We start from the raw sequence: 19,346 nt of genomic DNA, 5'->3' as shown, positions 1-19,346 counted from the left end.
TTCCGTATGCCGACCGACCGCCTCGAGGTCTATCTCGGCCCGCACGGCTCGCACCACGGGATCGGGTCCGCGGGCTACCCGGTGCGGGAGCTCGCCCAGGCCATGCGGCTGGTCCGCCGGCGCCGCGAGCCCGGCCAGCAGGCCGTGATCTGGGTGATGCCCGGCGATCACCGGATCCGGGAGACGCTGGAGCTCGGCCCCGACGACTCGCACACCACCATCGCCGCCACTGGCGACGGCGTCGTGTTCGACGGTTCCGCCGAGCTCTCGGGATGGGCCGAGACGGAAGTCCGCGGTCGACGGGTGTGGGCGGCGCCCGCGCCGGACCGGCGGTTCGTGAGCCTCTACGTGAACGGGAAGCGCCGATCGCGCCCCCGATTCCCGCGTGGTCGCGAGCTGCGGATCGAGGAGCAGGTCGGCCTCGACGTCCGCGGCGACTTCGACGGCACCCTCTTCGACGCTGCGGACCGGTTCCGGTACGCCGAGGGGGACCTGCCGCCGCTCGCGGATCCGACCGAGGTGGAGGTCGTCGTTCCGCATTTCTGGGTGCAGGAGCGGATGCCGATCGCCTCGATCGACGACACGCGCCGCGAGGTGGTGAGCAGCCGGCACAGCATCTTCGCCCTGCGCGACGACGCGACGAGGCAGTTCGCCCGGTACTGGCTCGACAACGTCGGAGAGGCATTCGGTGAGGAGCCCGGCGAGTGGTACCTCGACCGCACGGGCGCCGTCTCCGGACGCCCCGAGCCCACGCTGCTCTACGCGCCCCTCCCGACCGAGACGCTCGAGGCCACCACGATTCGCGTGCCGGCGATCGAACAGTTCCTCCGGGTGGTCGGGGATCCGTCCGCCGGCCGGCCGGTGCGCGACGTCCGCATCGAGGGAATCGTCTTCCGGTGCGCCGGCTTCGCCGAGATGCCGGCTGCGCGGGCGCCGTTCGGGGTCCGGGAGGACGATCTGCTTGCCACCGACGTCGACTTCGCGGCCGCCGTGCAGGGCGCCACCGAGGCATCCGGCGCAATCCTTCTCGAAGGGGCGAGGGACTGTGTGCTCGTGGGCGGCGGCATCGAGCGTGTCGACGGCTACGCCATCCAGCTCGCCGCCGGAAGCCGGGGCAACCTGGTCAGCGGCATGCTCCTGCGCGACCTCGGCGCCGGCGCGGTGCGGGCGGGCGGGTCGGCCGACCCCGGGTCGCCGTCCTTCTGCCGTGCCAACGAGGTGAGTGACAACGTGATGGTCACGGGCGGCAGGGTCTACCCGAACGCCGTCGCGGTGCTGTTCCAGCACGGCGCCGACAACGTGATCGCGCACAACGACATCTCCGACTTCTTCTACTCGGGTATCTCGGTCGGCTGGGTGTGGGACTACGTGCCGAGCCCGTCGAGCGGCAATCTCATCGTCGGCAATCACCTGCACCGGCTGGGGCAGGGCAGGCTGAACGACACCGGCGCGATCTACCTCCTCGGCATCGCGCCCGGCACCATCGTGCGCGGGAACCACATCCACGACGTGCGGTGCCGCAACTACGGCGGCTGGGGGATCTACCTCGACCAGGGATCGTCGCACGTGATCGTGGAGGACAACGTCGTCTACGACTGCAGCCATCAGGCGTTCCACGTCAACTACGGCCGCGAGAACGTCGTGCGGAACAACATCTTCGCCTTCGGCGGTGAGAGCCAGGTGGCCGTGACGAAGCCGGAGGCGCACCGGGCGTTCTCGTTTCAGCGGAACATCGTCGTCGGGAACGGCACTCCGGCGTTCGCCGGAAGACAGGATCACCGCGACATCCGCAACCTGGTCGTGGACAGTGAGCTGAACCTGTTCTGGGACCCTCGGCCGGTCCCGGGGGCGCTGTTCGCGGCCAACGGTGGCTACGCCGAGGGGATGCGGTGGGAGCTGCGCGAGGCGATGGATGAGGTGTGGCGCGACGCCGGACGGGACCTGCGCTCCCTGGTGGCGGATCCGGGCTTCACCGACCTCGATGGCCGCGACTTCCGCGTGCTGCCGGGCGGTCCGGCCGACCAGTTGGGCATCGACGTGCCGGACGTCTCCGGCGCGGGCCAGAGGCCATCCGATCAGCGGACGCATCCGCTTCGGCGCCCGACGCTGCCGGACATCGCAATCGCCTGATAAACATTTGACATCATACGTATGAAGAACTAGGTTGCGAGTATCGGTGAGGCGGTTTTCGCCCCGCCGCCGCGCACCAAGCCGGGGCGCTTCGACCGAAACGCTCAACGAAGAACGAGAGGCACTCGCAATGAAGCGATTGATTGGGTCCGCAGCGGTCGTCACAGCCGCCGCACTCGCGCTCACCGGATGCGGTGGCGCGAGCACGACACCCTCCGGCGGCGCGACCGGAGGAGGAGGTGGCGGCGGTTCCGAGTCCGGCACCCTCACGGTCTGGAACTGGGGCTCCGCGGATGCTCCCGCGCAGGCCTACCAGGACCAGGTGCTCGCCGCCTTCAACGAACTGCACCCGGACGTCGAGGTCGAGATCGTCTCGCAGCCGTTCGACCAGTACTACACGCTGCTCGGCAGCGCGATGGAGTCCGGCTCCGGCCCCGACGTCGCGCTGTTCAACGGCGGCACGCAGCTGAAGAGCCGCGTCGACTCGCTGGTGCCGGTCACCGAGGAGCTCGCCGACCTGCAGGACCAGCTGGCCGGCTGGCCGGCGTTCGAGGCGGACGGCGAGACCTACTCCGCGCCGACATTCCTCCAGGGCTTCCCCATCTACTACAACGCCGCGATCTTCGAAGAGGCGGGGCTCGATCCCGAGGCGCCGCCGACCACGTGGGACGAGCTCGACGCAGCCTGCGAGGCGATCAAGTCAGAGACCGACGTCTCCTGCTTCGCACTCGGCAACAAGGAAGGGCTCGGCATCGAGTTCTTCATCTCCGGCTTCGGCTCGGGCATCTTCACGCCCGAGGAGTACGACGCCTGGATCGACGGTGAGCGCGACTGGGAAAGTGAGCACACCAAGCAGGCGCTCGAGCTGTGGGCGCAGACGAGCGAAGACGGCTGGTACAACGAGGGCGCGAACTCGACCGCCATGTTCAACGACTCGTTCGACCTGTTCTCGGGCGGCAAAGCCGCGATGGTCATCGGCCTCACCTCCGGCACCGCGCACTGGAAGCAGTTCGACGAGTTCCTGGGCGACGACCTGAGGTTCATGATGCCGGTCACCGTCAACGAGGGCACCGAGCTGGCGCTCCCCATCGAGGGCGGCATCGGCTACGCCGTGATCAACGAGGAGAAGAAGGAGCTCGGCGTCGACTGGATCCGAAGCACCGTCGACACCCAGGCGCTCGCCGACTACTCGGTCGCCGGTGGCCAGATCGTCTCCGACACCAGCATCGAGATCGACACCGACATCCAGTCCGCGCAGCAGATGGTGGAGGTGCTGCCGACCGCCAAGCCGCTGCTGCACACCGCGCTCAGCGGTGAGACGCTCGACCTGCTGCACCGACTCGGTCAGCAGCTGCTGATCGGTGAGGTCACGGTCGACGATGCGGCCTCGCAGCTGGCGGCATCGGAACAGGGCTGATCCTGTGACCACCGTCACCCGGCCCCGGGGGGACGCCCGAGAGGGCGTCCCCCCGCGGGCCGGCTCAGCGGGGGCACCGGCCCGCCGCAAGAAGAAGAACCGCCTCCTCACCGTCGAGGGATCCGCGCCGTACCTGCTGGTGCTGCCGGCGCTGCTGCTCCTCGCGTTCTTTCGGATCTACCCGCTCGGCCTCGGCATCAACTTCTCCTTCACCGGGGACCAGGAACTGAACGGCATGTTCATCGGCCTGGACAACTACTTCACCCTCTTCGGTGACGAGCGGTTCCAGGCGTCGATGCGGAACGTGCTCGTCGTCATGCTCTTCGTGCCGATCGAGGTGCTGGTCGCCGGCATCCTCGCCACCTTCCTCTTCCTCAAGGTGCCCGGCCACCGCTTCTACCGCAGCGTGTACTTCCTGCCCGTGGTGCTGTCGCCGATCATCATCGGCGCGATCTTCAACATCGTCCTCGCCGCCAACGGGCCGCTCAACGAGTTCGCAAGGTCGCTCGGCCTCCCGGTCGTCGACTGGCTCGGACAGACCGCGACCGCACTGCCGAGCGTGCTGACCACCCACATCTGGGCCACCTTCGGCATGGCGATGGTCATCTTCCTCGCGGGGTTCTCGACCCTCGATCAGGAGCTGCTCGACGCCGCCAAGATCGACGGCGCAAACCTGGGGCAGACCATCTGGCACATCATCATCCCCGAGATGTCCCGCACCATCCAGTTCGTCTTCGTCACCACCACGATCGGCATGCTCACCGGTCTCTTCGGCCTGCTCTACACGATGACCGCGGGGGGTCCGGGCGCCGCCTCCTACCTGCCCGAGTACCTCATCTGGAAGCTGAACGGCGAGGCCCGCCCGGCCCTCGCCTCGGCGGCATCGGTGATGCTGCTGCTCATCGTCCTGGTGATCGGGCTCATCCAGATCCGCGTGCTGCGGCGCGCAACGAGGGACGTCTGATGCGCACCGAACGGATCTCGAAGTGGGCGATCGCGGTGCCGATGGCACTGCTGGCCATCGCGACCATCTACCCGATGCTCTACTCGCTGAACATCGCGCTGAAATCCCGCCGCGAGTACGTGCTGGACCGCATGGGGCTCACCCAGTCCTTCCAGGTGCAGAACTTCATCGACGCCTGGACACAGGCGAACATGGGGCGCTACTTCCTCAACTCCGCGCTCGTCACGGCGGTGTCCGTGGTGCTGATCCTGGTCCTCGCCTCGATGGCCGGATACGCCCTCAGCCACCTCACGTTCCGGGGCAGCAAGGCGACGTTCCTCATCATCCTTGCCGCGATGATGATCCCGTTCCAGGTGATCATGGTGCCGTTCGTGAAGACGCTGAACGACCTCGGAATGCTGAACACCTACCAGGGGCTGATCGTCGCCTACGTCTCGCAGTTCCTGCCGTTCACGGTCTACTTCATGACGAGCTACTTCGCCCGCATCCCGAAGGAGATCACCGAGGCCGCACGCGTCGACGGGAACAACATCTGGGGCGTCTTCGGACGGATCATGCTGCCGCTCGGCCGGCCGGCGCTGCTCTCCATGGGCATCCTGAACGCGCTGTTCTGCTGGAACGACATCCTGATCGCCCTGCTGGTGATGCAGTCGCCGAGCCAGCGGACCGTCATGGTCGGCGTCAGCGCGTTGCGCGGTCAGTACCCCGACAACGTGCCGGTGTACCTCGCGGGCGTGCTGCTGGTGGTGATCCCGCTGGTGATCGTCTACCTGATCTTCCAGCGCCAGATCACGGCGGGCGTCACCGCGGGCGCAACGAAGGGCTAGTACGAACCGGGCGTCGGTCGACGAGCGCCCGCCGGTTCAGCGCTGCGTGAGCTCCTGGTACTCCGGATGCTCGACGAGCCAGTCCGCCATGAACGGGCATGCCGGGTCGACGCGATAGCTCGTCTCCGCCCGCACCTGGTCGAGGGTGTCCTGCACGAGCTTGCCGCCGAGGCCCGCGTTGCGGCGTCCCGGGTCGATCTCGCTGTGGGTGAAGCGGATGGTGTTGCCGGTCACGTAATAGTCCAGGAGACCGAGCATCTCCTCGCCGTCGAGCAGCACATAGCGCTCGGCGTCCGGTTGGTGTTCGACGCGCATGGCGCCAACCTACGGCGCGAGCCTGGAGAAGTCAGGAAGATTCCCGCACGATCAGGCGAGTCTCCAGCAAGGTGAAGTGCTCCACCTCTTCGCCCTCGATGAGCCGCACCAGCACCTCGGCCATCTTCGCCCCCTGAGCCGTCGGCGGCTGCTCGACGGTCGTCAGCGGCGGCGTGGATGATCGCGCGAAGTCGTTGTTGTCGAAGCCGACCACGGCCACGTCGGCGGGCACGCGCAGTCCGCGCTCCTTCAGAACGGCCAGCGCACCTGACGCCATCTGGTCGCTCGCCGCGAAGACCGCGTCGAGGCCGGGATCCCGCTCCAGCAGGCGCCGCATCGCATCCGCGCCGCCGTGCGGGGTGAAGTCGCCGCCCTCGACGAGGTCCGATGCAAGCCCGGCGGCGTTCAACGCTCGCCGCCACCCGTCCAGCCGGTCGACGGACGCGCCCATGTTCGGCCGGCCGGCGATGTGGGCGATCCGCGTCCGGCCGCGCCCGATCAGGTGCCGCGTCGCCTGCTCCGCGGCCGCACGGTTGTCGGCGTCGACGACGTAGGCGTCCTCGCCCTCCTGGCTCATCGGGCGGCCGCCGAACACCACGGGCAGTCGCCCTGCCAGTTCCGAGTACGAGCGGTCGTCGGTGTGGTGAGAGAGGATGAGCGCCCCGTCGACGTTCCCGCCCTGAAGGTAGCGCCTGGTCTTCTCGGGGTCCGTCTCAGAGGAGATGAGCAGCGTCAGCGTGTACTCCGTCTTCGCCAGGTGGAACGCCGCGCCCTGCACGACGGATGCGAAGAACGGGTCGGCGAAGAACCGTGCGGTGGTCTCCGGGATGACGAGGGCGATGGAGAAGGTGCGTCGGCTGGCGAGCGAGCGGGCGACCCGGTTCGGCACATAGCCGAGCTTGGAGATGGCCGCGTTGACGGCCGCCACCGCCTCGGGGGTCACCTTGGGCGACTCGTTGACGACGCGGGACACCGTCGACCGCGAGACGCCGGCCACCGCGGCCACCATCTCCAGGGTCGGCGGGCTCGTCGTCTCGGTCACTGTGGCCTCCTGTTGCGGGTCGCGTGCCCGGGCGGTGCGTTCAGGAGACGGCCAGCACGGCACCGGCGATGATGCCGGCGTAGGTCAGGCCGGAGTCCTTGATGATCCGCTCTTGGGTGTCGTAGTCCACTCGAACGATACCGAACCGCTTGTTGTAGCCCCACGCCCACTCGAAGTTGTCGAGCAGGGACCAGACGAAATAGCCGCGCACGTCGGCTCCCTCTTCGATCGCTGCGGCGACCGCATCGATGTGCGCGCGCAGGAACCTCGTCCGCTCCGCGTCGTGCACCGCGCCGTCCTCGACCACGTCCTCGTACGCGGCACCGTTCTCGGTGACGTAGAGCGGCGGGAGGTTCGGGTATTCCTCGCCGAGCCGCACCAGGAGCCTGCGCAGACCGTCCGGGTTGACCTCCCAGTCCATGGCGGTGCGGGGGAGGTGCCGGGTCGGGAAGGTGAGGTGCTCGGATCCGATGAGCGGCGAGGACGTGGGCCGCCCCGTCGGCCGCACACCGGCGGGTCCGCCCGACGGCTGCGGCGAGCCGCTGACGTTGTCGTCGTGGTAGTGGTTCACGCCGAGGAAGTCGAGCGGAGCGGCGATGCGGGCGAGGTCACCGGGCTGCACGAACTCCTCGAACCGGTGCCGCGCCACGTCCTGCAGGAAGTCGGCCGGATACCGGGCGAGGAGCAGCGGCTCGAGGAACGCGCGGTTCCAGATGGCGTCGAGCCGGCGCGCCGCGTCGATGTCTGCCTCGCTCCCCGGATCATTCGGGATCGCGTTCGTCAAGTTCAGCGTGATGCCGACCTGCTTCGCCCCGAGTTCGCGGAGCGTGCGGGTCGCGAGGCCGTGCGCGAGATGCTGGTGGTGCAGCGCCGACAGTGCCGCGCGGGGCTCACGGCGGCCCGGTGCATGCTCGCCGCCGCCGTAGCCGATGAGTGATGAGCAGAGCGGCTCGTTGAACGTCGTCCAGTGGTCCACCCGGTCGCCGAGGCGCTCGTAGACGACGGCGGCGTACTCCTCGAAGCGGAACGACGTCTCCCGGTCGGTCCACCCGCCACGCTCCTCGAGCGCTTGCGGGAGGTCCCAGTGGTACAGCGTCAGCCAGGGCAGGATGCCGGCCTCGAGCAGCTCATCGACGAGGCGGGAGTAGAAGTCGAGCCCCCGCTGGTTGGTGAACCGGTCGCCGGGCCGCACCCGTGCCCAGCTGGTGGAGAACCGGTAGGACTGCAGGTTCAGCCGCTTCATCAGCGCGACGTCCTCCGGCATCCGGGAGTAGTGGTCGACTGCCACCTCCGGGGTGTCGCCGTGCGAGATCGCTCCCGGCATGCGCGCGAACGCGTCCCAGATCGAATCCTCCTTGCCGTCCTGGTGCGCGGCGCCTTCGATCTGCGCGGCGGCGGTCGCCGAACCCCAGAGGAACCCCGGCGGGAACCCGTTCCCCATCAGCCCTTCACCGCACCCTGCATGATGCCCGCGATGAGCTGCTTGCCCGCCGCGAGGAAGAGCACGAGCAGCGGGATGGTGGCGAGCACCGCGCCGGCGAGCACGATCGAGTAGTTGACGTAGTACCCGGACTGCAGCTGGCTGAGCGCTGTCTGCAGGGTCGGGTTCTGGGGATTGAGCACGATGAGCGGCCACAGGTAGTCCGTCCACGCCGCCATGAAGGTGAACAGGCCGAGGATCGCCATGGCCGGCCGTGCCGCCGGGACCGCCACGTTGAGGAACGTGCGGAACTGGTTCGCGCCGTCGACTCTTGCCGCTTCGATCAGCTCGTCCGGGATGACCTCGACCAGGTATTGGCGCATGAAGAACACGCCGAACGCCGTCACCAGCGACGGCACGATCACCGCTCCGAGCTCACCGGTCCAGCCCAGCTCCCGCATCAGGATGAACAGCGGGATGATGCCGAGCTGTGTCGGGATCGCCATCGTCGCGATGACGAAGATCATCAGCCCGTCGCGTCCCTTGAAGCGGAGCTTCGCGAACGCGTATCCGGCGAGGGTGGAGAAGGTCACCACCGAGACGGTGATGATGCTCGAGACGACGAGGCTGTTGCCGAGGGCGAGCCAGAACGGGATCGCATCCATCGCCTGGGCGGCGTTCGCCCAGAAGTTGCCGCCGGGAAGAAGCGGCAGCGTCTCCGCTCGCGTGGCGTTCGTGCCGCTCGCGACCACGAACGACCACCAGATCGGGTACGCGAAGCCGAGGAGCGTCGCGACGAGCAGGCCATAGGCCAGGAACCCCGGGCGGGAGCCGACGCCGGTGTTGGGGCGGCGACGCCCGCGGGCGGGGCGCAGCGGGAACGCGCCCGCATCGGTGGTGGACAGGCTCATGACGAGACTCCGTTCCGTTCGGCGAGCTTCCGGGCGGTCCGCTTCTTCAGGGCGCGGCCTTCCGCCGAGGCGATCTGCCTGGAGAGAAAGAAATTGAGAAGTCCGATGCTGACGATCAGCAGGAACAGCAGCCAGGCGATCGCGGCCGCCTCACCGAAGTTCTGCCGGAAGAACGCCATCTCCCAGAGGTAGAGCACCGTCGTCTGGAACTCGCGCTCTGATCCGCCGACGCCACCGGCGGTTGACACGTCGAACAGCCGCGGCTCGGCGAAGATCTGCAGGCCGCCGATGGTGGCGGTGATGATCACGAAGACGAGGGTGGGCTTGATGCTGGGGATCGTGATCGAGAAGAACCGGCGAACGCCGTTCGCGCCGTCGATCGCCGCCGACTCGTGCAGGTCGCGCGGGACGGCCTGCATCGCGGCCAGCAGGATGAGCGCGTTGTACCCGGTCCAGCGCCAGTTGACCATGGTGGCGATCGCCACGTGGCTCGCCAGGGTCTCGTGCTTCCACTCGATCGGTGAGATGCCGAAGACGCCGAGCAGGTTGTTCGCGAGCCCAGACTGCTCCTGGAAGATGTTGGAGAAGATCAGCGCGACCGCAACGGGCGTCACGACGTAGGGCAGCAGCACGCTCATCCGCCAGAACGTGCGTCCCTTGAGGTTGTGGTCGAGGATCGCCGCGAGGATCAGGGCCATCGCGAGCTGCGGCACGGTCGACAGCACGAAGATGCTGAGGGTGTTGAAGATCGAGTTCCAGAAGAAGCGGTCCTGCAGCACGGCGGTGAAATTGCCGAGGCCCACGAACTCGCCCTGCCCCTTCAGCAGGTGCCACTCGTGCAGCGACACGACGAGCGTGTAGACGAGGGGAAACAGCCCGAGCAGCGCGAACAGCAGGAAGAACGGGGAGATGTAGGCGTACGGCGACGCCTTCACATCGAACCAGCTGAGGCGCTGGCGGAAGGTCAGCTTGGGGCGGTCGGTGCGGCGGGGCGCCGGCTGCGGTGCGGGCGCCGCGAGGTCGGGCGCTTTGAGGATGGAGGTCATGAGCTGGGTCCTGTGCTGTTCGAGAGCGGCTGAGAGGAGGCCAGAGGCAGGGCCCCGGAACGATCGCCCGGGGCCCCGTCCGTGGTGGTGCGGCTATTGCTCGACGAGCTCGCCCAGCAGGGTGACTGCTTCCTGCCACGCTTCGGCCTCGTCGGCCTCACCGCGTTCGAGCTTCTGCAGTGCAGGTCCGAAGACGTTCTCCTGGATGACGGAGTCGTCCGGTCCCTTGAACTGCGCGACGACGCCTTCCGAGCGACCGGCGAGGATGGTGCCGACCGGAGCGTCGTTGAACACCGGGTTGGCACTCGGGTTCGCCGCCAGCTGCTCCTGAGCCTCGAGCGTGCTCGGGAAGGTGCCCGCCGCCTCGAAGGCGACGATCTGCTGCTCGGCCTCGGTCAGCCATGATGCGAGCGCCGCTGCCTCCTCGGGGTGCTCAGAGGTCGTCGGGACGGCGAGGAACGCGCCGCCCCAGTTCACGGCACCGCCGGGGAAGACGTCGGCGAAGTCCCAGCCGGTCTCCGGTCCGCCGCCGCCCGACTCCAGCCCGCCGGCGACGACCCCCAGCATCCAGCCCGGGCACACGAAGGTCGCGAACGTCTGGTCGGTGAAGGACTTGCCGCCGTTCCAGTCCCAGGCCGCCTGAGCGGCGGAGAGTCCATCGGCGGACGCGTCGGCGATCCAGCCGAAACGCTCCTGCAGCTCGGCGTTGCCCTCCACGTTCAGCTCGCCGTCGGCGGTGTAGTAGCCCTCCTCGAGCTGGTTGACCATCGAGTTCCAGACGAAGCCGTTGTGGTCATACCAGGCGTTGCCGGTCGCCTCCTTGTATTCGCGACCGAGCTCGAAGTAGCGGTCCCAGGTCGCGTCGTCGCCGCCGAACAGCTCGGCGACCTCATCGCGGTCGGTCGGCAGGCCGGCCGCCTCGAACGCGGGGGCGTTGTAGCAGAGCCCGGCGGGCCCCACGTCGGTGCCGTAGCCGATGACGCGGCCCTCGGCGTCGGTGCCCTGCTGGTACTTCCAGTCGAGCCAGTCGGCCTTGCGATCGTCGATGCCGTAGTCACGGAGGTCGACGAACGTGTCGGAGACCTCCATGACGGCTCCGAGCCAGCCCTCTTCGAGCGCGACGACATCCGACAGGCCGCTGCCGGCCGCGATCTTGGTGAACGTGTCGGTGCGCGCGTTGCCGCCCGTGTCGACGTTGTTCGCCTCGATGGTGATGCCGGGGTTCTCGGACTCGTACTGCTCGTACAGCTCCTCGAATCCCATCGTGCCGAAGGTGGTCACGGTCAGGGTGACCTTCTCATCCCCGCCGGTGCCACCGCCCCCGTTGCCGCTCCCGGCGCAACCGGTGATGACGAGGGCGAACGCCGCTGCGCCGGCCACGGCGACAGCTGCGGTGGTGCGTCGTGAAGAACTCACGGATCCACTCCTTTGTGTGCATTGTGAAGTCGTGAGAGCGCTCCCATGTAGATGGTGTGGGAGCGCTCCCACGCAGTTGCAAGAAGAGTAGGTGGCCTTCGACGGACTGTCAACCGGCAAAGCCCGAAAGGGTCCGGCGCTCGGGTGCGCCGACCGACTCCGCAGCACGGGTCGATCGGTTCGCCGGCACGAGAGCATGCGCCGTGCTGACGACGGACGCGATCAGGATGCAGGTCGGGTGGGCGGTTATGCTCGCTGGATGTGGAACGGCAGGCGTCGCAGCGCCCTGACCGTCGCGTCCGCCGCCGCCCTGGTGGCCGCGCTTGCCGCGTGTTCCCCGACCAGCGCCGCCCCGACGGGGACGCCGGAACCGTCCACAAGCCGGCCGCAGGTGGACCAGCCGACGACGATAACCACGCCGACGCCGACTCCGACGCCGACTCCGACGCCGGCCTTCGACAAGGAGCGACTCTCGATCGATGATCCGGCGAGCCTTTGGGTGGTGGTCAACAAGCTCCGACCGCTCGATCCCGCGGACTATCAGGCGCCCGACCTCGTGAATGTGCCGGTGCCGCAGGTGAACGGCTCCCAGCTGCGCCGGGAGGCGTCGGATGCGGCTGCCGCGCTGTTCGCCGCAGCCGCGGACCAGGGGCTCGAGCTGGCGTCGCAGAGCGCGTACCGCAGCTACTCGACGCAGGTGCGCGTCTACAACGGCTGGGTGAACGAGCTCGGCCAGGAGGCGGCGGATCTCACCAGCGCCCGTCCCGGACATAGCGAGCACCAGACGGGCCTCGCGATCGACATCGCCTCCGTGCCCGCCAGCTGCTCACTCGACCAATGCTTCGGTGAGACGCCGCATGGCCAGTGGCTGGCTGAGAATGCGTGGCGGTTCGGGTTCGTGCTGCGCTACCCGGCGGGGGCGACGTCGATCACCGGCTACGAGTACGAGCCCTGGCACTTCCGCTATGTGGGCAAGGAGCTCGCTGCGGAGATGCGCAAGCAGGGCACCGCGACGCTCGAGGAGTTCTTCGGCCTGCCCGCCGCCCCCGACTACGCGGGCTGACTCGGGCCCCTCGGTCTTGTGACTGTCGAAGGACAGGCTCAGCGACCGAGCGGTCCGTTCGCCACCACGACCTCCCCGTCCCCGTGCGCGAGCACCGCCGTGCCCGCGGCCACGAGCACCGCACGCTCCCACGGTCGCTCCCGATCGAGGAACGGCAGCTCCTCCGCCATCCATTCGTGCCAGAACGCGGCGGACTCCGCCGGATCCCCGTTGACACCTTGCTCGATGTCCCGGGCGATGCCGCGTCGCTCGGCCTCGCGGTAATCGGATTGCACCCACACCACGGCATCGATGAGCGGCATCAGCTCGCGCTGCGCGGCGCCGACGCCCTCGACGATCAGCAGCTCCAGCCCCGCGGGAACCGCAATCCCGCCCGGGCGACGCCGCGCCGCCCACGCCGGAGGCCTGAACTCCACGGCCTCTCCGGCCCGCAGCGGGGCCAGCACGCCGTCCGCCAGCAGCGGCGCCCAGCCGAAGAACGACTCGTGCCAGGCGACGTCATCCGTGTGCACCACCGCCGACTGCGCAACGGCGGCGTGCAGGAGATTCGCGAACGTGGACTTGCCGCTCCCGCCGCGGCCGTCGACCGCGACGATCGCGGGTCGGCCGGTGGGGTTCCCCGACGCGTTTCGGAGGAGCCGGGCGATGTCGTCGATCGGCTCGACCCGCCAAGGACCGGCGGCGGGCTCGCTGGCCTGCAGGAACACCCCTAGTCGCCGAGCGCGGCGTCGACGATCTCCTTCGCCTCCGCCTGCACCGCGCGGAGGTGCTCCTCACCCTTGAACGACTCGGCGTAGATCTTGTACACGTCCTCCGTGCCGCTCGGCCGGGCGGCGAACCATGCGTGCTCGGTAGCGACCTTCACGCCGCCGATCGCGGCACCGTTGCCGGGCGCCGCGCTGAGCTTCGCGACAATCGCGTCGCCGGCGACCGTGTCGGCGGTGATGGCGTCGCCGTCCAGCTTGCCGAGCCGCGCCTTCTGCGCCTTGCTGGCCGCCGCATCCACCCGCTGGTACGCCGGAGCGCCGAACCGCTGAGTCAGCTCGCGGTACAACTTCGAGGGGGTCTTGCCGGTCACCGCCAGGATCTCCGCGGAGAGCAGTGCGAGCAGGATGCCGTCCTTGTCGGTGGTCCAGACGGTGCCGTCTTTGCGCAGGAAGCTCGCGCCCGCGCTCTCCTCGCCGCCGAAGGCGACGGAGCCGTCGAGCAGTCCCGGGACGAACCACTTGAACCCGACCGGCACCTCCAGCAGCCGCCGGTCGAGCGACTCGGCGACGCGGTCGATCATGCTGCTCGAGACGAGCGTCTTGCCGATCGCCGCATCCGGCCGCCAGCCGTCGCGGTGGGTGTACAGGTACTGGATCGCGACGGCCAGGTAGTGGTTCGGGTTCATCAGCCCGCCGTCCGGCGTCACGATGCCGTGCCGGTCCGCGTCGGCGTCGTTGCCGGTGAGGATGTCGAACTCGTGCTGCCGACCCAGCACCGAGGCCATCGCCGAGGCGGACGACGGATCCATCCGGATCTTCTCGTCCCAGTCCAGCGTCATGAACGACCAGGTCGGGTCGACGCTCGGGTTGACGACGGTCAGGTCGAGGTTGTACTTCTCGGCGATGAGCGCCCAGTATCCGACGCTCGCGCCGCCGAGGGGGTCCGCGCCGATCCGGACGCCAGCCGTGCGGATTGCGTCGAGGTCGAGGATGTTGACGAGGTCCGCGACATAGTGCTCCCGGAAGTCGTACCCCTCCACGCTGCTCGGATCCGCGCTCTTCACGCCGGAACTGCCATCGGCGATCAGCTGGTTCGCCCGCTCCGCGATCCACGAGGTGGCGTCGGTGTCCGCCGGTCCGCCGTGGGGCGGGTTGTACTTGAACCCGCCATCCCGCGGCGGGTTGTGGCTGGGGGTCACGACGATGCCGTCGGCCTGATCCTGATGTCCGCCGCGGTTGTAGCGCAGAATCGCGTGGCTGATCGCCGGGGTGGGCACGAAGTCGGCGTTCGCGTCGGTGAACACGCGCACCCCATTGCCGGCAAGCACGCGAAGGGCGGTCTCCTCGGCGGGGCGGCTGAGCGCGTGCGTGTCCCCGCCCAGGAACAGCGGGCCGGTGATGCCCTGGCCGGCGCGGTACTCTACGATCGCCTGCGTGATCGCCGCGATGTGGGTCTCGTTGAACGCGCCGTCGAGGCTGGACCCGCGGTGGCCGCTGGTGCCGAACGCGACCCGCTGGGCCGGATCGTTCACGTCGGGCACCACCGACCGATACGCGTCGAGCAGCTCGTCGATGTCGATGAGGTCGGTGGGCTGGGCGGGGGTACCGGCGCGGGAGCTCATGCGGCACAGTCTTCCACCGTGCACTCCGCAAACGCCCAGGTTTCCAGCGACTCGTCAGCGGTCCGACCGGCGCGGGAGTGATCGGCGGGGGAACCGGTCGCGACGGACCGTCCGCTTCCGCGCTCGCCGATAGGCTTTCGCCCATGTCCGGAAGCGACGCAGAGACCTACAGCTACCTGGGCCCGGCCGGCACCTTCACCTGGGCGGCCCTGGGGCAGGTCCCGGGCGCGGCCGGCAAGCCGTGGCGCAGCGTCAACAACGTGGGCGAGGCGCTCGACGACGTCGTCTCCGGCCGCAGCGTCGCCGCGATGATCGCGATCGAGAACAGCATCGAGGGCGGGGTCAGCGCCACGCAGGATGCGCTGGCGAGCATCCCGAATCTCCGCATCCTCGGTGAGTACCTGGTGCCGGTGCAGTTCGTGCTCGTCGCCCGGCCGGGAACGGCGCTCGCCGACGTGCGCGTCGTCAGCGCGCATCCGGTCGCGTATGCGCAGTGCCGGCTGTGGCTGGAGCGGGCGCTGCCCGGGCACGGTCACATCCCGTCACCGTCGAACGTCGCCGCCCCGCGCGACCTGCTGGAGTCCGACGTCGCGGATGCCGCCGTCGCGCCGCCCGGGATCACCGACCACTTCCCGCTCGAGGTGCTGGCGGAGGGCATCGGGGACAACCCGAACGCCGTCACCCGCTTCGTGCTGGTCAGCCGCACAGCGCCGGTGCCGGCGCGCACCGGATCCGACAAGACGAGTGTCATCGCGGAGCTGCCCTCCGACGAGCCCGGCTCGCTGCTGGAGATGCTCGAGCAGTTCGCCACCCGCGGCGTGAACATGAGCCTCATCGAGTCGCGGCCGATCGGCGATGCGCTCGGCCGGTACCGCTTCGTGATCGACCTTGACGGGCACATCCTCGACGAGCGGGTGGCGGATGCGCTGCTCGGCCTGAAGCGGTTCAGCCCCAACGTGGTGTTCCTCGGCTCGTATCCCCGGGCCGACAACCACCGCATCGAGGTGTCGGAGCGCTACGGCGATGACAGCTTCCTCGACGCCCGCGACTGGCTGCGCGGACTGATCAGCGGCGAGCCGAGCTGACCGGGCGAAAACGGCCCGTTTCGGCGTATATGGGCCGCCGCGGCGGGCCGGTTCCGCCGATTCCGGCCCTCTTCGGACGCTCCTACTGCGGCACGTCCGCCGACTGCTTCGCTTCGCCGGCGTCCTGGTCGGAGTCGATCTCCGACTCCTGCGGGATGCGCACGAGCAGCGCGCCCGGGTCGACCCAGGTGCGGATGGCGATCGCCTTGCCGTACGCGTCCCCGTCGAGCTCATACTCCTCAGGGCGCTCCAGCCGGATCGCGAGCCGCTTCCCCTTCAGGTAGCGCAGGGTGCGCACCTCGCGGGTCATGCTCATCAGCTTGCGGCCGACCGCGGATCGGCGCAGCACCCCGTTCTCCCACACGATCTTGACCCAGATCTGCACCCAGCCGAAGAAGCCCTCCGGCCGCAGCGCCACGATGTCGAAGATGCCGTCGTCGACCGCGGCCTCGGGCAGCAGCAGGATGTTCGCGGGAAGCGACCCGCAGTTGCCGATCAGCAGGGTGTTCACCCGCATCGCGCGCACCGGCCGGTCGTCGAGCTTGTAGCGCAGCCGGACGCGATTGTGGCCGCGCAGAGACCGCGCGATCGCGTCGACGTATGCCAGCCAGCCCACCTTGGCCTTCAGATCGTCGTTGGTGTTGGCGATCATCCGGGCGTCGAGGCCGAGCCCCGCCATCACCAGGAACACGCGCCGCTCCCGCTTTCCGTCCGGGAGCTCGGCCTCGAACACGCCGAGGTCGATCGCCCGGTCCTTGCCGGTGAACGCTGAGACGACCGAGCCGGGCATATGCGCCAGATCCAGGTCGAGGTTGCGGGCGAGCAGGTTGCCGGTACCCGAAGGGAGCAGTCCGATCGGCACGCCCGTCCCGCGGAGCGACTCAGCGACCGCGCGCACCGTGCCGTCGCCCCCGGCGGCCATGACGACGCTCGCGCCCTCTTTGAGCGCCTTCTTGGTGACGCCCTCGCCCGGATCGTCCACGCTCGTCTCGTACCACCGGGTCTCGCCCCAGCCGGCTGCTGTCTCGGCCTCCTGAACGGCGGCTCGCACATCGTCGAGCTCGACCTTGATCGGGTTGTACACGACCGCGGCGTGCAGCGCCTTGAGGTCGGGCGCGGACTGCGTGACGTCCGGTTGAGCAGTCTCCGTCATGAGACAACGCTAAGGGTCCGATCTGCGAGCATTCAGGGAGAATCCGGGTTTCTCCGCCGTCGGTAAGCTTGGGGAGTGATCGACCCGCAGCTGCTCCGCGAGAACCCCGACGCTCTGCGGGCCTCCCAGCGGGCCCGAGGCGACTCCGTCGAGCTCATCGACCGCGCCGTCGACGCGGACGCCGCCCGCCGCAGCGCCATCACCGAGTTCGAGGCGCTCCGCGCCGAGCAGAACGCGCACGGCAAGCTGGTCGCGAAGGCGCCGAAGGAGGAGAAGGCGGCGCTCGTCGCGGCGGCGCAGCAGCTCGCCTCCCGGGTGAAGGCGGCACAGGCGGCTGCAGCGGATGCCGACGCGGCGTTCGCGGAGCTCGCCGGCGCGATCGCCAACCCGGTGCTCGACGGCGTGCCGCCCGGCGGCGAGGACGACTACGTGGTGCTGCGCGAGGTGGGAGAGAAGCGGTCGTTCGATTTCGAGCCGCTCGACCACCTGGCGCTCGGCGAGCGCCTCGACGCCATCGACATGGCGCGCGGCGCGAAGGTCAGCGGCGCCCGCTTCTACTTCCTCAAAGGGGTGGGCGCGCGCCTCGAGCTGGCGCTCATGAACCTGGCGCTCGACCGCGCGCTCGCCGAGGGCTTTGTTCCCCTCATCACCCCGACGCTGGTGAAACCGTCCGTGATGAGCGGGACCGGCTTCCTGGGCGCCCATGCTGACGAGGTCTACTTCCTCCCCGACGACGACCTCTACCTCACCGGCACCAGCGAGGTCGCACTCGCCGGCTACCACGCGGACGAGATCGTCGACGTCTCGAACGGCCCGCTCCGCTACGCCGGCTGGTCCACCTGCTACCGCCGTGAGGCCGGCAGCCACGGCAAGGACACCCGCGGGATCATCCGTGTGCACCAGTTCAACAAGCTCGAGATGTTCAGCTACATCGTTCCGGATGACGCCGAGGCGGAGCACGAGCGCCTCCTCGCCATGCAGGAGGGGATGCTGAAGGCGTTGGGCCTCAGCTACCGCGTGATCGACACCGCGGCCGGCGACCTCGGCACGAGCGCCGCGCGCAAGTTCGACGTCGAGGCATGGGTGCCGACACAGAACGCCTACCGGGAGCTGACGAGCACCAGCAACTGCACCACCTTCCAGGCCCGCCGTCTCGACATCCGCTACCGCACCGAAGCGGGGCCGACGGCACCCGTTGCGACCCTCAACGGCACGCTCGCCACCACCCGCTGGATCGTCGCGCTGCTCGAGACGCATCAGCAGGCGGCCGGCTCCGTGGCCGTGCCGGACGTGCTGCGCCCGTACCTCGGCGGGCTCGAGGTCCTGGAGCCGGTGCGATGAGCGGGCGGATGCTGATCGCCCTCGACGTGGACGGCACGGTGCTCCACGAGGACGGGACCATCAGCGACGCCATGCTGGAAGCCGCACAGCACGCGCGCGGCCTCGGCCACGAGGTGACGCTCGCCACCGGCAGGTCGCCGTCGATGACGCTGCCGGTGCTCGAGCGCCTGGGGCTCACGCCGGAGTATGTCGTCTGCTCGAACGGCGCTGTCACGCTCCGCCGGGATGAGGACGCGACGATGGGGTACCGCCGAGACCACGTGGAGACCTTCAGCCCGCGGACCGTGCTGGAGACCATCAACGGCCATCTCGACAACGCCCGGTTCGCGGTGGAGGACGAGGAGGGCATCTACCGCTACGCCGGCGGGCGCTTCCCGGACGGATCCCTCGGGGCCACCAGCACGCGCGTCGAGTTCGACGAGCTGCTCGACCTGGAGGCGACCCGCGTTGTGGTGCTCTCGCCCGAGCACGACACCGAGGAGTTCCTCGGCATCGTCGAGCGGATGGGCCTGCACCGGGTCAGCTACAACGTCGGCTGGACCGCATGGCTCGACATCGCGCCGGACGGCGTGAACAAGGCGACCGCGCTGGAGCGCGTCCGGCAGGCGCTGGACATCCCGCGGTCCCGGCTGCTCGCCATCGGCGACGGGCGGAACGACATCGACATGCTCACTTGGGCATCCGAGGAGGGACGCGGCGTCGCCATGGGTCAGGCGCCGCCCGAGGTCCGGGAAGTCGCACGCGAGCTGACCGGCACCGACCTTGACGACGGCGCGGCGACCGTGCTCCGCGCGCTCGGCTGAGCCATGATGAGCCGTCGCTCCCCGCTCCACCGCCGCAACGCCGCTTCGCGGCGCGCCGGAACCGGCAGCGCGGGCCCGGCTCAG

Annotated in this window: 17 protein-coding genes; 8 read left to right on the top strand and 9 right to left on the bottom strand. The window is 69.2% G+C overall.

Annotated features, from left to right (window positions below; translation table 11 throughout):
* The first annotated feature begins 6 nt into the window (after positions 1 to 6).
* The 4 genes from ACFFGH_RS20170 to ACFFGH_RS20155 all read left to right on the top strand — a co-directional run bounded on the left by ACFFGH_RS20170 (position 7) and on the right by ACFFGH_RS20155 (position 5,338).
* Complete coding sequence (locus tag ACFFGH_RS20170; protein WP_386671653.1) at positions 7 to 2,130, top strand: right-handed parallel beta-helix repeat-containing protein; 2,124 nt, start codon at positions 7 to 9, stop codon at positions 2,128 to 2,130.
* Positions 2,131 to 2,260: 130 nt separating this feature from the next.
* Complete coding sequence (locus ACFFGH_RS20165) at positions 2,261 to 3,547, top strand: ABC transporter substrate-binding protein (RefSeq protein ID WP_386671651.1); 1,287 nt, start codon at positions 2,261 to 2,263, stop codon at positions 3,545 to 3,547.
* Between the two features lie 4 nt (positions 3,548 to 3,551).
* The gene (locus tag ACFFGH_RS20160) at positions 3,552 to 4,511 is read left to right on the top strand and encodes a carbohydrate ABC transporter permease (protein ID WP_386671649.1); all 960 of its coding nucleotides are present in this window, start codon (positions 3,552 to 3,554) and stop codon (positions 4,509 to 4,511) included.
* On the top strand, positions 4,511 to 5,338 hold the full coding sequence (locus ACFFGH_RS20155) for a carbohydrate ABC transporter permease (RefSeq protein ID WP_386671647.1): 828 nt from the start codon (positions 4,511 to 4,513) through the stop codon (positions 5,336 to 5,338). Before ACFFGH_RS20160 ends, ACFFGH_RS20155 begins: the two co-directional genes overlap by 1 nt.
* A 36-nt stretch (positions 5,339 to 5,374) precedes the next feature.
* On the opposite strand, the gene ACFFGH_RS20150 is transcribed toward ACFFGH_RS20155, so the two are convergent.
* The 6 genes from ACFFGH_RS20150 to ACFFGH_RS20125 all read right to left on the bottom strand — a co-directional run bounded on the left by ACFFGH_RS20150 (position 5,375) and on the right by ACFFGH_RS20125 (position 11,488).
* Positions 5,375 to 5,653: a GNAT family N-acetyltransferase gene (locus ACFFGH_RS20150; RefSeq protein WP_386671645.1), complete on the bottom strand. Its 279-nt coding sequence runs from the start codon at positions 5,651 to 5,653 to the stop codon at positions 5,375 to 5,377.
* Positions 5,654 to 5,684: 31 nt separating this feature from the next.
* Entirely contained in the window at positions 5,685 to 6,695 is a 1,011-nt protein-coding gene (locus ACFFGH_RS20145) for a LacI family DNA-binding transcriptional regulator (RefSeq protein WP_386671644.1), read from the bottom strand.
* 40 nt (positions 6,696 to 6,735) lie between these two features.
* Entirely contained in the window at positions 6,736 to 8,136 is a 1,401-nt protein-coding gene (locus ACFFGH_RS20140) for a glycoside hydrolase family 1 protein (protein ID WP_386671642.1), read from the bottom strand.
* A complete protein-coding gene (locus ACFFGH_RS20135; protein WP_386671640.1) occupies positions 8,136 to 9,026 on the bottom strand; it encodes a carbohydrate ABC transporter permease in 891 nt (296 codons plus the stop codon). Before ACFFGH_RS20135 ends, ACFFGH_RS20140 begins: the two co-directional genes overlap by 1 nt.
* Positions 9,023 to 10,072, bottom strand: a complete 1,050-nt coding sequence (locus tag ACFFGH_RS20130) for a carbohydrate ABC transporter permease (RefSeq protein WP_386671638.1) — start codon at positions 10,070 to 10,072, stop codon at positions 9,023 to 9,025. Before ACFFGH_RS20130 ends, ACFFGH_RS20135 begins: the two co-directional genes overlap by 4 nt.
* 93 nt (positions 10,073 to 10,165) lie before the next feature.
* On the bottom strand, positions 10,166 to 11,488 hold the full coding sequence (locus tag ACFFGH_RS20125) for an ABC transporter substrate-binding protein (RefSeq protein ID WP_386671636.1): 1,323 nt from the start codon (positions 11,486 to 11,488) through the stop codon (positions 10,166 to 10,168).
* Between the two features lie 259 nt (positions 11,489 to 11,747).
* Here ACFFGH_RS20125 and ACFFGH_RS20120 point away from each other — a divergent pair, with 259 nt between their 5' ends.
* The gene (locus ACFFGH_RS20120) at positions 11,748 to 12,551 is read left to right on the top strand and encodes a M15 family metallopeptidase (protein WP_386671634.1); all 804 of its coding nucleotides are present in this window, start codon (positions 11,748 to 11,750) and stop codon (positions 12,549 to 12,551) included.
* A 38-nt stretch (positions 12,552 to 12,589) separates the two neighbouring features.
* Here ACFFGH_RS20120 and ACFFGH_RS20115 read toward each other — a convergent pair whose 3' ends face one another.
* Entirely contained in the window at positions 12,590 to 13,258 is a 669-nt protein-coding gene (locus ACFFGH_RS20115; RefSeq protein WP_386671632.1) for a uridine kinase family protein, read from the bottom strand.
* Between the two features lie 2 nt (positions 13,259 to 13,260).
* The gene (pgm, locus tag ACFFGH_RS20110; protein ID WP_386671630.1) at positions 13,261 to 14,880 is read right to left on the bottom strand and encodes a phosphoglucomutase (alpha-D-glucose-1,6-bisphosphate-dependent); all 1,620 of its coding nucleotides are present in this window, start codon (positions 14,878 to 14,880) and stop codon (positions 13,261 to 13,263) included.
* A 143-nt stretch (positions 14,881 to 15,023) separates the two neighbouring features.
* Here pgm and pheA point away from each other — a divergent pair, with 143 nt between their 5' ends.
* Positions 15,024 to 15,965 (top strand): prephenate dehydratase, encoded by a 942-nt coding sequence (pheA, locus tag ACFFGH_RS20105; protein ID WP_386671628.1) that lies wholly within the window; start codon positions 15,024 to 15,026, stop codon positions 15,963 to 15,965.
* Positions 15,966 to 16,047: 82 nt separating this feature from the next.
* On the opposite strand, the gene ACFFGH_RS20100 is transcribed toward pheA, so the two are convergent.
* Entirely contained in the window at positions 16,048 to 17,118 is a 1,071-nt protein-coding gene (locus ACFFGH_RS20100) for a diacylglycerol/lipid kinase family protein (protein ID WP_386671626.1), read from the bottom strand.
* 75 nt (positions 17,119 to 17,193) lie between these two features.
* Between ACFFGH_RS20100 and serS the strand changes: the two genes are divergently transcribed.
* Positions 17,194 to 18,459, top strand: a complete 1,266-nt coding sequence (gene serS / locus ACFFGH_RS20095; protein ID WP_386671624.1) for a serine--tRNA ligase — start codon at positions 17,194 to 17,196, stop codon at positions 18,457 to 18,459.
* Positions 18,456 to 19,262, top strand: a complete 807-nt coding sequence (locus tag ACFFGH_RS20090; RefSeq protein ID WP_386671622.1) for an HAD family hydrolase — start codon at positions 18,456 to 18,458, stop codon at positions 19,260 to 19,262. The genes serS and ACFFGH_RS20090 overlap by 4 nt, the downstream gene beginning before the upstream one ends.
* Positions 19,263 to 19,346 lie beyond the last annotated feature (84 nt).

Source organism: Lysobacter korlensis, from assembly GCF_042434515.1.
This window is presented reverse-complemented; position numbering and strand designations above follow the sequence as displayed.

What these genes read in the sequence shown, in the direction of transcription:
- ACFFGH_RS20170 (WP_386671653.1), top strand. Translation starts at nt 7, where the DNA reads ATGCCGACCGACCGCCTCGAGGTCTATCTCGGCCCGCACGGCTCGCAC.
- ACFFGH_RS20165 (WP_386671651.1), top strand. Translation starts at nt 2,261, where the DNA reads ATGAAGCGATTGATTGGGTCCGCAGCGGTCGTCACAGCCGCCGCACTC.
- ACFFGH_RS20155 (WP_386671647.1), top strand. Translation starts at nt 4,511, where the DNA reads ATGCGCACCGAACGGATCTCGAAGTGGGCGATCGCGGTGCCGATGGCA.
- ACFFGH_RS20150 (WP_386671645.1), bottom strand. Translation starts at nt 5,653, where the DNA reads ATGCGCGTCGAACACCAACCGGACGCCGAGCGCTATGTGCTGCTCGAC.
- ACFFGH_RS20140 (WP_386671642.1), bottom strand. Translation starts at nt 8,136, where the DNA reads ATGGGGAACGGGTTCCCGCCGGGGTTCCTCTGGGGTTCGGCGACCGCC.
- ACFFGH_RS20135 (WP_386671640.1), bottom strand. Translation starts at nt 9,026, where the DNA reads ATGAGCCTGTCCACCACCGATGCGGGCGCGTTCCCGCTGCGCCCCGCC.
- ACFFGH_RS20130 (WP_386671638.1), bottom strand. Translation starts at nt 10,072, where the DNA reads ATGACCTCCATCCTCAAAGCGCCCGACCTCGCGGCGCCCGCACCGCAG.
- ACFFGH_RS20120 (WP_386671634.1), top strand. Translation starts at nt 11,748, where the DNA reads ATGTGGAACGGCAGGCGTCGCAGCGCCCTGACCGTCGCGTCCGCCGCC.
- pgm (WP_386671630.1), bottom strand. Translation starts at nt 14,880, where the DNA reads ATGAGCTCCCGCGCCGGTACCCCCGCCCAGCCCACCGACCTCATCGAC.
- pheA (WP_386671628.1), top strand. Translation starts at nt 15,024, where the DNA reads ATGTCCGGAAGCGACGCAGAGACCTACAGCTACCTGGGCCCGGCCGGC.
- ACFFGH_RS20100 (WP_386671626.1), bottom strand. Translation starts at nt 17,118, where the DNA reads ATGACGGAGACTGCTCAACCGGACGTCACGCAGTCCGCGCCCGACCTC.
- ACFFGH_RS20090 (WP_386671622.1), top strand. Translation starts at nt 18,456, where the DNA reads ATGAGCGGGCGGATGCTGATCGCCCTCGACGTGGACGGCACGGTGCTC.